This is a genomic window from Prevotella ihumii, assembly GCF_900155655.1.
In the GTDB taxonomy this organism is placed as follows: domain Bacteria; phylum Bacteroidota; class Bacteroidia; order Bacteroidales; family Bacteroidaceae; genus Prevotella; species Prevotella ihumii.
Window position 1 is genome coordinate 2,428,284 of the sequence record NZ_LT706987.1, and the last position, 13,493, is coordinate 2,441,776.

Annotated in this window: 10 protein-coding genes; 6 read left to right on the forward strand and 4 right to left on the reverse strand. The window is 44.2% G+C overall.

The window, feature by feature from the left end:
* Positions 1-61: 61 nt before the first annotated feature.
* Positions 62-679 carry a Holliday junction branch migration protein RuvA gene (ruvA, locus tag CZ367_RS10725; RefSeq protein ID WP_077196854.1) on the reverse strand — a complete coding sequence of 206 codons (618 nt, stop codon included), beginning with the start codon at positions 677-679 and terminating at the stop codon, positions 62-64.
* Positions 680-1,749: 1,070 nt separating this feature from the next.
* Here ruvA and CZ367_RS10735 point away from each other — a divergent pair.
* Positions 1,750-1,974, forward strand: a complete 225-nt coding sequence (locus CZ367_RS10735; RefSeq protein WP_077196856.1) for a hypothetical protein — start codon at positions 1,750-1,752, stop codon at positions 1,972-1,974.
* Positions 1,975-1,993: 19 nt separating this feature from the next.
* Positions 1,994-2,971, forward strand: a complete 978-nt coding sequence (locus CZ367_RS10740; protein WP_077196857.1) for a patatin-like phospholipase family protein — start codon at positions 1,994-1,996, stop codon at positions 2,969-2,971.
* Positions 2,972-3,330: 359 nt separating this feature from the next.
* On the opposite strand, the gene CZ367_RS10745 is transcribed toward CZ367_RS10740, so the two are convergent.
* Positions 3,331-5,016, reverse strand: coding sequence for a pseudouridine synthase (locus tag CZ367_RS10745; protein ID WP_084793511.1), 1,686 nt, complete (start codon positions 5,014-5,016; stop codon positions 3,331-3,333).
* 200 nt (positions 5,017-5,216) lie between these two features.
* On the opposite strand from CZ367_RS10745, the gene argS reads away from it, so the two are divergent.
* Entirely contained in the window at positions 5,217-7,037 is a 1,821-nt protein-coding gene (gene argS / locus CZ367_RS10750) for an arginine--tRNA ligase (RefSeq protein ID WP_077196858.1), read from the forward strand.
* 280 nt (positions 7,038-7,317) lie between these two features.
* Entirely contained in the window at positions 7,318-7,779 is a 462-nt protein-coding gene (locus CZ367_RS10755) for an RNase H family protein (protein WP_077196859.1), read from the forward strand.
* Positions 7,780-7,837: 58 nt separating this feature from the next.
* On the opposite strand, the gene CZ367_RS10760 is transcribed toward CZ367_RS10755, so the two are convergent.
* Together CZ367_RS10760 and CZ367_RS10765 are read right to left on the reverse strand one after the other, a co-directional pair.
* The gene (locus tag CZ367_RS10760) at positions 7,838-8,815 is read right to left on the reverse strand and encodes a phosphatase PAP2 family protein (protein WP_077196860.1); all 978 of its coding nucleotides are present in this window, start codon (positions 8,813-8,815) and stop codon (positions 7,838-7,840) included.
* Positions 8,816-8,866: 51 nt separating this feature from the next.
* Complete coding sequence (locus tag CZ367_RS10765) at positions 8,867-9,859, reverse strand: NAD-dependent epimerase/dehydratase family protein (RefSeq protein WP_077196861.1); 993 nt, start codon at positions 9,857-9,859, stop codon at positions 8,867-8,869.
* A gap of 76 nt (positions 9,860-9,935) precedes the next feature.
* On the opposite strand from CZ367_RS10765, the gene rnr reads away from it, so the two are divergent.
* Positions 9,936-12,260 carry a ribonuclease R gene (rnr, locus tag CZ367_RS10770; protein ID WP_077196862.1) on the forward strand — a complete coding sequence of 775 codons (2,325 nt, stop codon included), beginning with the start codon at positions 9,936-9,938 and terminating at the stop codon, positions 12,258-12,260.
* On the forward strand, positions 12,261-13,103 hold the full coding sequence (locus CZ367_RS10775) for a hypothetical protein (RefSeq protein ID WP_077196863.1): 843 nt from the start codon (positions 12,261-12,263) through the stop codon (positions 13,101-13,103). It abuts the gene before it with no gap.
* Positions 13,104-13,493 lie beyond the last annotated feature (390 nt).

Sequence of the window (13,493 nt, forward strand, 5' to 3'; positions counted from 1 at the left end):
TCCTTTGTCTCATACGTATTTATCGCCTATCAAATCGATTTATTCGATAGCGTCTTTGCAACTATTTTATTTGTTTCAATGCCAATTTCACTACTTGTTCCACTGGCAATTCAGGCTCTTTGGTCAATATATCGACCACCACTTTGGCTGATGGAGCAGGCGAAAAGCCCAACATCGTGAGTGCGCTTACCGCCTCATCTTTCACGGCTGCGTTCACATTCGCTGTGCTTGCATCACGGCTCACGTGCAGTTCTTCGGCTATACCGCTCTGCATTATCTTATCTTTCAGGTCTACAATGATGCGTTGCGCTGTTTTCAGTCCTATTCCTTTCACAGCTTTGAGCATCTTTTCGTCGCCATTGGCTATAACGTTGCACAATTCGACAGGGGTGAGCGATGACAATATCATTCGAGCCGTATTAGCCCCCACGCCCGACACAGTGATGAGCAGGCGATAGAGCGAACGTTCTTGCTGAGTAGCAAAGCCATAGAGCGTGTAACTATCATCGCGTCCTCCTGTCGTAATAGCCTCGTGTACAAATAGTTTCACTTCCTTCTTACCCTGTACAGCAGTGTATGTATTGAGCGAAATATTGAGGGCGTAACCCACTCCGTATGCTTCAACAACAGCCATAGCAGGGGTAAGGTCAGCCAATTCGCCTCGGATATATTCTATCATAATCAACTAAAAAAATTGCGTTCTGCTTCGAGGGCAGAAACATTGTATATATACAAAATAAAAAACGAAGAATAAGGCTTTTTATTGCATAGAAGGAGAGAAAGTTTAACCCAAATCGTCATTAGAAAAAACTTTTTGTCATTTTCTAATGACCTATTTGGGATAAACGTATTGTTATTCACATATCTTTCTACTTGGACTTGGTTGTGTTTCGATTTTAGCAGTACAGCACATAATATGTATAAGGTGAGAAATGGTACAAGGCTATTTATTGTTCTATTCTTCCTTTGCTTATCCCGCAGATTTAATACATCAATCTTTTGTTTGCAAAACATATATGTTTGGCAGTGTCAAAGTTCAACTTTGGGAGGGTAAAACATATATGTTTTGGGTGGTGAAACATATATGTTTTAGAATGGGTTTGTAAACACCTTATTATCAAAAGGTTACATTGTTGATTTTTATTTTTTTAGTCTCTTCCGTTATTGTTCTATTTTTCTGTTACCACAATATAGTTTTTGCCCTTGATAACTCCACTTAAGGCTGGTTCTATAAATTACCACCGCATATCGTCATTAAATTTTTATGAAATACGTTTTGTTATCTTTTGGCTTCTTTTGGGTTCAAAATGTAAGTTCGTTCAGTCGTGTAGCTCGCTACACTCCTTCACGCTCTTGCATTTTGACCTCAAAAATAAGCTCAAAATCTAACAAAGCTAATTTATAGAACCAGCCTTAATTGGGTGCAATATGGCGAAATTGTATAGGCAAACAACAACTTTGAGCGAATAAGACCCTAAATATTTGGTGCTATAAGTGAAGATAGCTATATTTGCAAACTAAGCAACAATTACATTTATGCAAGCTGCATAGAGAATGAAACGCAAAGATAGGACACTCATCATCGTTAGTGACGCACTTTTTCTATTGTCCTATGCCGTAGGACAGTGTAACAGTGAAAGGAAGCGTAGCACACGTGTTGGCACGCCTTCTTTATAGAGCGATACTGCCCAAACGCATATACCGAACAAAACGAATTGGACTATTACCCCCTCGGCATCAAAGACTGATGTGCAAGCCGTTGTTGACCCTTTTCAAGAAGGATATGAGGAAGGGTTTCCTGACGGAAAAATGGACGCACGCAAAGAAACAGAGGGCTTTTTGTATGATGACACAAACGATTTTGAAGGCAAGGCTAAGCGTGAGTACGAGGAAGGTTACGAGGAGGGTTATGGCGACGGGTATGATGCCGAACTATCGCGAATAGAAGATGGTGAAGAACCTGAAGAAGAATGAGAAAGCATAGTATTGAAATATGAAACTTAAAACTTTTATAACGCTACTTTTCATCGCCGCATCCTTGTCGGTATGGGGGCAACGCCCTAAAATAGGTTTGGTATTAGGTGGAGGTGGAGCGAAAGGAGCTGCCGAAGTGGGCGTGCTGCACGAAATAGAGCGTGCAGGGGTGCATATCGACTATATTGCAGGAACAAGCATCGGGGCGATTGTGGGCGGACTGTACAGTGTGGGCTATCGGGCTGCCGACCTCGATACGCTGTTTCGGTCGCAAAATTGGCTCACACTATTATCGGATAGAGACACTACGCACTGCAAAAAAATTGTGAGAGAGGAAGATGGCGTAACTTATCTTTTTGGCTTTCCTGTACGAAGAACCAAAGCGGTGGGTAAAAAGGCTAAAGGCTTCGGACTGCTCCGTGGCGACAATGTTTATAATTTTTTGGATTCGTTGGTCGCAAATGCGCCTATCTATCGCCAAAGGAACACACACTTGCAGCGTATTCCTTTCCGTTGTGTGGCTTTCGATGTGCGCCGACAAAACGAGGTAATTCTCACGGAGGATAGTTTGGCACGCAATATGCGAGCAAGTATGGCTATCCCTGGTGGCTTTAAGTCGGTATCTATCGACTCGATGACCTTGGTAGACGGGGGAATGATAAACAATCTGCCTGTGGACATTGTGCGAGCAATGGGGGCTGAGATTGTGATTGCTGTCGACCTGACACAGACCAAACACGATGATTTTGATGCGCCACTGAGTTTCCTTAGAGGATTGGGTGGATTTATAAAATGGTTAGTGGAACGCCCTGATATTGTGCGTTATAACGAAAATCGTAAACAAGCAGATGTGTATATCAACCCCAATTTGAAGGATTATGGTGTAACAAGTTTCAATCCAAACGCCATTGCAGATATGATAGAGATAGGAAAGAAAGCTGGCGAGGCACAACGTGAGGCGTTGAAAGGGGTAAAGCTAAAAAAGCAAGCCTTATAGAAAGGTTTTTTTAAGTCTGCCCTTTCAGCGGGTAGGGGCTCGATTTATTCGCAAGCTCATCAACACGTATCGAGTTCCGAATAATACAAAAGGGGCGTGTGTTTGTTATTTCAGTTGTTTAGCTCGCTAAACGTCTTCAAAAACAACCAAAAATAGCTCAAAATAAGCTCGCAAATCTCGGAGAAGTCTAACGAACGATTTGGGTTTAATAATTCATATAAAATTCTCTTAAAAGTACTACAAAGATAATAAAAAATTTATATCTTTGCATTGTAACCCCCCAGAGTCCCTGATGTTTCATCAAACTTTGGGGTTAAGTTTTTCTATATGGGAAGTATCTTTTCTCAACCTTTCCTCCCTCAAAGTTCCTTATCGAAACATTTTCGCTCACCACTTCTTGGGTGCGTAAACGCTAAGTGCGCAGCGTGCAGGTAAAGTCTGTCGGCAGCAGTGCCATAGAGCGTGTCGCCAATGATGGGAGTAGAAAGCCCCTCGCAGTGTGCGCAATGCACACGAAGCTGATGTGTGCGCCCTGTTTTCGGACTTAATTCCACCTTGACAGCTCTCTTTATCTTGCTATCTGTCAATATTGTTTCGCCTATGATGCGATATTGCGTAAGTGCTTGCTTGCCATTTTGGAAGTCTACTTTTTGTCGTGGACGGTCTAATGGGTCAGGGGTAAGGGGTAGAGCGATGCTGCCCTCACGAGGTAAATTAGCCTTCAGGATAGATACATCAAGTAGGGCGGTGTAGCGTTTAACGATGGTATGCGCTTTAAATTGGGCTTGGAGGTGCTGATGGGTCTCTTTATTGCGTGCCACAACCATTAGTCCACTCGTTGCCATATCCAAACGATGCACCATAAAGGGCTCGTTCTCGTTTTCCCACCTTTGCTTTAAGATGCTATAAACCGACTCTCGCTGGCTTCTTCCCTGTACGCTCAACATACCAGAGGGCTTGTTGACAACAGCCAAGTCATTGTCTTCGTACACTATTTCAAGACTTTGTGCAGCTTGCTGTTCTAAGGGGTTCGGAGCAACGTTGAGCCCTTTGAGCATCCAAGTCAGCAAGGGCTTGCACTTACCATTGCACGCAGGATAGAAATTGGCGTGCTGACGGATTTCGGTGCGTGGCGATGCACCCCACCAGAACATAGCCATAGAGAGGGGACGCATATTGTGTGTGTAGGCATATTGCAGGAGTTTAGGCTCGCAACATTCGCCCGTACCCGATGGTGGGAGAAGGGTTTCGGGAGTAAAACGTTGGGTAATAGCCGTAGTAGGGTGAAGCGTGAAATAGTAATCACGGAAGATGTCGAGCAGGTTACGTTCCTCGTTCTTGCCGTTGCGGAATATGAATTGGGCGAAAAGCCAACGTTGCAGATGGTCAGACTTTTGCTTTCTACTTCGTTTCAATGTGTTTATCTGCCCTTTAAAATCGTTGCAGACACTTTCTGCCGCTGTTATCTGTGCTGCATAATAGCGTTTTACACGATGCAACTCTGCTTTTAAGAATTGGCTTTCACGCACCATTTCCGCCTTGTCGTTCTCGGATATGAAAGTCTCTTTACGTCTTTTGTCGCGCATCATTTTAGCCACAGTCATTGCATCTTGCTTTCGTGCAATAGCTTCTTGGGCGTCGTATTGAATACGGTTCAATGCGTTTTGAGCTTCAAGATAAGATTTGGTGTTTTCAATTTCAGTAATTTGTCGGTTCAAAGCCGATATTTCAGCCTCGTGAGTTTTGAAATAACCATCGGGTTGTAGATAGTCGTAAACCGCAGGCACAAAGTTGTCGTTCTCATACGCCTCTACTTGCCCTGAATAGGCTTGCAAATAACCTATTTGCCCTTCGTATTCCACCACCAAAACACCATACATTTTTCCTTCATTGGTCGTCGTTAGCTCGCTTTGCAACTGTTGGGCAGCCGTGAGCGACAAAGTATCGGGTTCGTAAAAGAAAGGATTGGGGAATGGAGCGTGGTGCAATGCTTCTTTATCGCATTGCTTTAATTGGTCGGGGGTGAAAGGGTGAAAGTATTTCATACCACAAAGATACGCCTTTTAGCTGAATATTGATAGTTGTAGCGTTACAAAAGTGTAGGTGTGTACACACAGGTATAACGAATTGGACGTGCAGGAATAACATAATATACACGTGTGTACAATCTAAAAAGAGTGAGAAGAACGTGAGTTACAAAGAATTTTATTACCTTTGCAGTCTAAAAAACAGAACTATAAAAGATATGAAGATAGAAGACCAAATAACAACCGCAGCACTCGCTGCCGTAAAGGAATTGTATGGCGCAGAGGTGCCTGCACAGATGATACAGTTGCAAAAGACGCGTACCGACTTCGAGGGTAATCTTACGCTCGTGGCTTTCCCATTGCTCAAAACTTCACGCAAGAAGCCTGAAGATACAGCGCAGGAAATAGGAACATACTTGAAAGCAAATTGTAAAGCGGTGGCAGACTTTAACGTGGTGAAGGGTTTCCTCAATCTTGTTATAGCTCCTGCTGCTTGGATAGGCTTGTTGAACGATATTCACGCTGATGAGAAATTTGGCGAAAAGCGTGCCACAGCAGACAGTCCGTTGGCAATGGTGGAATATTCTTCGCCCAATACCAACAAGCCTTTGCACCTTGGACACGTGCGCAACAATCTTATTGGTTGGTCATTATCGCAGATTATGGAGGCAAACGGCTATAAGGTGGTGAAGACCAATATTGTGAACGACCGTGGTATTCATATCTGTAAGTCGATGTTGGCTTGGCTCAAATGGGGCGAAGGCATTACTCCTGAAAAGGCAGGCAAGAAGGGCGACCACCTCATTGGCGACTTCTATGTGGCTTTCGATAAGCATTATCGCGCTGAACTCAAGGCGTTGACAGAGCAATTCCTTGCTGAGGGAATGACAGAAGATGCTGCTAAGGAGCGTGCAGAGAAGGAATCGCCGCTGATAAAGGAAGCTCACGAGATGTTGGTGAAATGGGAAGCTAACGACCCTGAAGTGCGTGCGCTTTGGAAAAAGATGAACAACTGGGTGTACGAGGGCTTTGATGAAACCTATAAAGCACTTGGCGTGGGCTTCGACAAGATATATTACGAAAGCAACACTTACCTTGAAGGAAAGAAGAAAGTAGAGGAAGGCTTGAAAAAGGGCTTGTTTATCCGCAAAGAAGACAACTCTGTGTGGGCAGACCTTACCAATGAGGGCTTGGACCAAAAGCTTTTGCTCCGTAGCGATGGTACATCTGTGTATATGACACAAGACATTGGTACAGCAGATATGCGCTTTAAGGACTTCCCTATCGATAAGATGATTTACGTTGTAGGCAACGAACAGAACTATCACTTCCAGGTGCTTTCTATCTTGCTCGACCGCTTAGGCTTCAAATGGGGTAAGGACTTGGTTCACTTCTCATACGGAATGGTGGAATTGCCTAACGGTAAGATGAAGAGCCGTGAGGGTACAGTAGTTGATGCTGACGATTTGGTGGCTTCAATGATTGAGAATGCGAAGACCTTGAGTGAAGACAAAGTGAACAAACTTGACAATATCACCGAAGAAGAGAAGAACGAAATAGCTCGGATTGTGGGAATGGGTGCGTTGAAATACTTTATCTTAAAGGTGGACGCACGTAAGAATATGCTTTTCAACCCTGAAGAGTCTATCGACTTCAATGGCAACACTGGTCCTTTTATTCAATATACTTACGCTCGTATTCGCAGCATTCTTCGCAAGGCAGAAGCACAAAGCATAGCTGTGCCAGCTGTATTGGCTGACGATGCGCCATTGAACGAAAAAGAAATAGCTTTGGTACAAAAGCTCAACGACTATGCAGCCGTTATCGCTCAGGCAGGCATCGATTACAGCCCAAGTGGCATTGCCAACTACTGCTACGAATTGACTAAGGAGTTCAATCAGTTCTATCACGACTACAGCATTCTCAATGCTGACACCGAAGCAGAGAAGACCACACGCCTTGTCTTGGCACAGAATGTGGCTAAGATTATTAAGAATGGTATGGCACTCCTCGGTATCGAAGTTCCTGAACGTATGTAAGATTTGCCCGTTGTATCCCTTCTCGGAAGGGATACAACGAGCATTTTTTATACCTATAGCCTAATTTCATAATTAAACCCAAATCGGTCGTTAGAATGAGAATGTATTTTGCGATTATGTTGAGATTTATTTTGCATATATCAAAGGAGCATAGCGGGCTATGTGACTGCAGATATAGGTAAAATAAAGCCAAAATAAGGCAAAAGACAGCTCATAAGTTTCAAAAATAATAAAGTAAGCACCTAAACTGGTCTAATGACCGATTTGGGTTAAAAAGCCAATGTTAGAAAACCCTCCATCGTACCGCAATGATACTGTTTTATCACTTCCCACAGAAGTGTCCGCTTCCGCTTGGGCAGTAGATGCTGCTTGTTCGGGAAACCCCGGACCGATGGAATATCAGTGCATAGACCTTGCAACGGGGGGGCAGGAGTTTCATTTCGGACCTGTTCTGGGTACAAACAACATTGGTGAATTTTTAGCTATTGTACACGCATTGGCATTGATGGAGCAGCGAGGAATTAAGGATAAAGTGATTTATAGCGACTCGTACAATGCCATTTTGTGGGTCAAAAAGAAGAAGTGCAAGACCACTTTAGTGCGCAATGAAAAGACTGAAAAGCTGTATCAAATCATTGCACGAGCTGAACAGTGGCTACGTTCGCACGCTGTAACCACACCTATTATTAAATGGGAAACAAAGCTTTGGGGCGAAATACCTGCAGACTTCGGTCGCAAATAACCTCTTCTTATCTATTGTTCTCACCACTTATAGTGTACGAAAGTAAAGACTTCAGCCTCTAATATCTGCCTTTCAGCACCATTCTACGTGAAGCAAAAAGCAACACAGTATAGATAATAGCTGCCGAAACTAAGCCACCGAAAACATCTACAAGGTAATGGGCTTGGATATAAACCGTAGCACAGCAGAGGAAGAAATAGAAAGGTAAGAGGCAATAGAGCAACCGCTTATTGCGACTATGCCACACCAACAACATACAAATGGTGCTTACACCAACGTGCGAACTTGGGAAAGCTGCCGTTGGACGTTCGCCTGCTTCTTTCGCATCTTCAACAAGTCGATAGAAGAAACCATCGGTATAACCTGGGCTTGGCAGGCAGTCCTGATGCGTATTGAAGTAGTCGTGAACATTAGGGAACACACCTTGCGCTATCTCTTTCAAGCCCACTGCCTTATAATAAAAGGTAGGTCCTGTTACGGGAACAAAGATGTAAATAATGTAATAGATGAAGAATGAAGCCAACATAATAAAGGCTACACGTTCGAACTCTTGGTATTTATAAATGAAATAATAGAACACCGTGAGCGCAATCATAGGATAATAAGCCGCATAACCCATATCGAACAGCTCGCTAAACACAGCATCGGGCAACTCTTTAGAGAAGTGGAGTGCAGGCTGACACCCAAACCACGCTTGTTCCCATTGGGCAAAAAGATGGTCGAGGTTGGGGAAAAGGCGGTTAAACTCGTAAGTATCGGGATACCACCACGCCAACAATCCCAATTGAGCGGCTACTCTTACAAAGCGAGTAAACCTACACGGTGCTATGCGATAGACCAACCAAAGCGCAGCCGTCATAGCCACTACTTGCAGTCTACCAAAGATTAAGGCTTGCGGATTGTCCATCTTGGTGTAGAGAAAGAACACCATTACGAGCGTAAACACGAGGTAGGCAAGCATTGCCCACTCTAACGCCATCAATCCTTTTAGTGGTTTATTTTCTTTTCTAAAAAGGTCTACTATGAATTTTATCATCGTTTCTTTGTATTTGTTTTACGGTTTTAGAACATTTATATTCTCATCGTTTTAAAGCCATTTCTCAGCCTTATACCACGCAATGGTTTCTTTCACACCTCGCTGCAAGTCGTATTCGGGCTTGTAACCCAATTCCTTTCGGGCAGGTTCGATGTTGCATCTCCAATTGCGTTGTTTCAGTATCTGAAACTTATCGCTGTTCAATGCCGAGATATTGCCTGTTGTTCTGCCAATAAAATCGCCAATGCACGTTATCACACGCAGCACCCAAATGGGAGCTGTAATGCGTATCCACCACGGCTTACCCAATTCCTCGTGAATGAGATTGCTAAAGGTTTCGCTCTGATACACATTGCCGTCGGAAAGAAAATAGGCACGCTTGGAAGTTCCACGTGCCAAGGCAAGGAACACAGCCTGCACCACATCTTGCACATAAACAAAAGTGATGTCTTGCTGCTGATAACCCACAGCAAAGTCGATATGTCCCTTTATGGATTTAGCCATCAAGAAATAATCTTTCTCGCGTGGGCCATAAACACCCGTAGGACGAAGAATAATGGTTGGAAGTTTCGATTTCTGCACCAATGCTTCTGCCTTTAGCTTGCTTTCGCCGTATGCCGTGTTGGGCTGAGGTTGGTCTGCTTCGTCTATATCTTGATAAGGTTGCTGCTCGTGGATAGCTCCAAAGATGCTCAAACTTGACAGATATACAAACCTTTCCACAGGCATTGCCAATGCTACGATAGCGTTAAGAAAGTTCTTAGTGCCATCGGTATTGTTGCGGAAGAAGTCTTCACGATGCAAACACTTGGTTGCACCTGCTGCGTGAACAATATAATCGAACTTGTGGGGACGAAGTTGTTCACAGAGTTTCGCCTCTGATGAGAAGTCCAACTCTATGAAATGAATACGTGGGTCTTGCAAGTATTTGCGTGACGAACTTGCCCTTACGGCTGCCCAAGTTTCCATTCCTAACTGCAAAGCTTGTTCTACAATAAACGAGCCGATGAAGCCTGATGCTCCTGTAATTAGTATCTTTTTCATTAAAATATTGTGAAACGCTTGCAAAGATACAAACTTTTTCGTTACTTTGTCATTACAATCAAAGTGCAATTTAGTTATGGGCAAAGAAAAGAAAGGTAAGAAACGACTCAATAAAGTTCAGATGGCAGAGTTGCTGACATCATTTTTCTCACAGCAACCGGGCGAAACATTCAGTTTTAAACAGATTTTTCGTGCCTTAAAACTCACCACTCACCCAGCCAAGATGTTGGCAATAGACGTGATGGAAGAGATGGCTTGGGATGACTTCCTTGCAAAGGTGGGCGAAAGTGCTTACACCCTTAATACCAAAGGACAGGTGCAAGAAGGCGTTTTCCTGCGCAAATCGAATGGCAAGAACTCGTTTCTTCCTGACGAGGGAACACCTATCTTTATTTCCGAACGCAACTCTATGGCTGCTTTCCATGGAGATAGGGTGCGTGTACAGCTATTAGCACGCCGAGAAAACCATATCAAGGAAGGTATGGTTATCGAAATATTGCAACGCAAGAAAGACACTTTCGTCGGCAGACTGCAAGTGGAAACGGACATAGCTTTCCTTATTACACAGGAAAACCTCTTTGTTCACGACATTCTTATTCCTAAAAAGGCTCTCCACGGTGGAAAGACTGACGACAGGGCATTGGTGAAAATCACCAAATGGCCCGATGCACAGCACAAAAACCTTGTAGGCGAAGTGGTTGATGTATTAGGTCAGGCAGGCGACAACGACGTGGAAATGAATACCATACTTGCCCAATACGGCTTGCCTTATAAATATCCAAAGGCTGTAGAAGAAGCGGCTGAAAAGATAAGTAGTGAGATTACCCCACAAGACTTTGCCGAACGTGAAGACTTCCGCAACGTTTGGACTTGCACCATCGACCCTCGCGATGCCAAGGACTTTGACGATGCCTTGTCGCTGCGCAAGTTGGAAAGCGGATTGTGGGAAGTGGGTGTACACATTGCCGATGTTTCGCACTACGTAAAGCAAGGCGACATCATCGACCGTGAAGCGCAGAAGCGTGCCACATCTATCTATCTTGTGGACAGAACCATTCCGATGCTGCCCGAACGTTTGTGCAACTTCATCTGTTCATTGCGTCCGAACGAAGAAAAGTTGGCTTATAGTGCCATCTTCGACCTTGACGACGAGGCTAATATACACAATTTCAGAGTGGTACACACCATCATCAAGAGCAACAGACGCTACGCTTACGAAGAGGCACAACAACTTTTGGAGGACAACGGTGTAGTGGACGGAACTGGCGAACCAGCTCCTAAACTCAAAAAGGGCGAAACGTACAAGGGAGAGTTTGCCGATAAGATTATTACGCTCGACCGTCTTGCCAAGCTCATTCGAAAAGAACGATTTAAGAGTGGTAGCGTGAAGTTTGATTCGGAGGAACTCCACTTCGATATAGATGAAACAGGAAAACCTACTCGGGCTTACTTTAAGCGATCTAAAGACGCCAACAAGCTCATCGAAGAGTTTATGCTTTTGGCCAATCGCTATGTGGCACAAAGCATAGGAAAGGTAGCTAAGGGCAAGAAGGCCAAGACCCTTCCTTATCGTGTGCACGACAATCCAGACCCTCAAAAGTTTGAGAACCTGCGCCAATTCACAGCCAAATTTGGCTATAAGCTCAAGTCGTCAAGCACAAAGGGGGCTACTGCACGTGCGTTGAACGCCTTAATGGACGAGGTAGAGGGCAAACGAGAGGCAAAAGTGATACAGACCATCGCCCTACGCTCAATGATGAAGGCGAAATACACCACCCACAACATTGGACACTTCGGACTTGCATTCGACTATTATACACACTTCACATCGCCTATTCGTCGCTATCCCGACACAATGGTGCATCGTTTGCTCACCCGATATGCAGCGGGCGGTCGGTCGGTGAACCAAGACGCAACCGAGGAGTTGTGCGAACACTGCTCGGATATGGAGCAAGTGGCTCAAAATGCCGAACGTGACAGCATAAAATACAAGATGGTAGAATTTATGGGCGACCACCTTGGCGAATGTTACGATGCACATATCAGCGGTATTCAGAGCTTTGGTATCTATGCCGAAATAGACGAAAACCACTGCGAGGGTATGATACCTATGCGCGACTTGGACGATGATTACTACGAGTTTGATGAGAAAAACTACTGCCTTGTAGGGCGTCGCCGTCACCACATTTACCAATTGGGCGACCCTATCCGTATAAAGGTGGCACGTGCCAACCTTGAGCGCAAGCAGTTAGACTTCACCTTGGCAGACGATGTAGAAGGGTCTAAACTGCATCCTATTGGCGAGAATAAGCCTACAAAATCGCACGCTGCATCGAACGGAAAGGCAAGTGCAGGAAGTAAAGGCAAGTCTGCCAAAAGAGGCAAAAGCCGTCACAGATAAATGAAATGTAAACGACTGACAAGCATTGCTCTAATGCTTCTCCTTGTTGCTCTTACCCTTCAGGGGCAGGAGCAACAATTTGTACGCTTGAAAGGCTACTATCGGGTTTATCAAGCCACAAATGCTATGCTTGCATACTTTATTGATGGTATGGTAGAAATGTATGTTCCGATAGCCGACACTTCACAATCTTCTTCTTCCACAACCCACGCTCGTTCTACCTTTGTAGACCGAAAATTTCTTGGCGAACGTCGTTGCAAAGCTCCGCAAGCCAATGGTGACGAAACGTTTGTGCGTATGAATATGCCTCAATTGGAAACTATTCCACTTGTCGAAAGTATCAATAGCGAGGAATACTCTACACGAAACAATGGTGACGTGTACCGATGGGCTGACAAGTGTGGACAAATAAACCACCACAGATTGGACAATGAGCCACACACAAACACAGGACTGACCATAGAAATAGACAATCTTGCAGGGCAACCCAACCACGAATTGGAGCTGAACCAACTGAAAATGTATGGCATCGTAGCAAGAATGACAGCTTTTGAGGAAAGCGAAACCTATGCAGAACAAAACGCTCGTAACTATACCTTGGCTGACTTGCACGCAGCCCATAAGCATCAAACCTTTATGGCACACTACCGTGGCGAGGACGAAGATGAACAGATAGATGTTTGGAGCGACTTCTTTGTAACCGACAAAATGGTGATTTCGGAACGTGAAATGAAACGAATAAAGAAAGAAAAGCCCCAAAGTCGCACCTTCACCATTCCCTCTTCTGTGCCACAATTAGAAGAGAACATAGCTGAAGCGTGGGCAAAGATGGTGGAATACTAATTGGATGAAAGGCTCAAATCGTATTCCATTATTTTTTAACCACTACCCCACTCCCTTCCCCCAATAAGTCCTAACAAGCCTTTCGCTTATTCTTTTCCATATTTCTCCTTAACCAAGCAATTGTGTTAAAACCACCCTTCATATTTCCAATCAATAGCGTCAAGGGCTGTTATTTCGAAAACTACCTCCACTAAAACAAAGCACACCCAAAAGAGGAGCACCTTTAATCCCAAATCGGTCGTTAGACTTCTTCGAGATTTGCGAGCTTATTTTGAGCTATTTTTGGTTGTTTTTGAAGACGTTTAGCGAGCTAAACAACTGAAAAAACAAACGAAAAGAGCCAAAATAAGGTGCAAAGACGAAGAAAAGCATAACAGCTAAACGCTTTAA

Excerpts from the sequence above, each read along its gene's own strand:
- ruvA (WP_077196854.1), bottom strand. The coding sequence starts at position 679 with ATGATAGAATATATCCGAGGCGAATTGGCTGACCTTACCCCTGCTATG.
- CZ367_RS10740 (WP_077196857.1), top strand. The coding sequence starts at position 1,994 with ATGAAACTTAAAACTTTTATAACGCTACTTTTCATCGCCGCATCCTTG.
- CZ367_RS10745 (WP_084793511.1), bottom strand. The coding sequence starts at position 5,016 with ATGAAATACTTTCACCCTTTCACCCCCGACCAATTAAAGCAATGCGAT.
- argS (WP_077196858.1), top strand. The coding sequence starts at position 5,217 with ATGAAGATAGAAGACCAAATAACAACCGCAGCACTCGCTGCCGTAAAG.
- CZ367_RS10755 (WP_077196859.1), top strand. The coding sequence starts at position 7,318 with ATGTTAGAAAACCCTCCATCGTACCGCAATGATACTGTTTTATCACTT.
- CZ367_RS10760 (WP_077196860.1), bottom strand. The coding sequence starts at position 8,815 with ATGATAAAATTCATAGTAGACCTTTTTAGAAAAGAAAATAAACCACTA.
- CZ367_RS10765 (WP_077196861.1), bottom strand. The coding sequence starts at position 9,859 with ATGAAAAAGATACTAATTACAGGAGCATCAGGCTTCATCGGCTCGTTT.
- rnr (WP_077196862.1), top strand. The coding sequence starts at position 9,936 with ATGGGCAAAGAAAAGAAAGGTAAGAAACGACTCAATAAAGTTCAGATG.
- CZ367_RS10775 (WP_077196863.1), top strand. The coding sequence starts at position 12,261 with ATGAAATGTAAACGACTGACAAGCATTGCTCTAATGCTTCTCCTTGTT.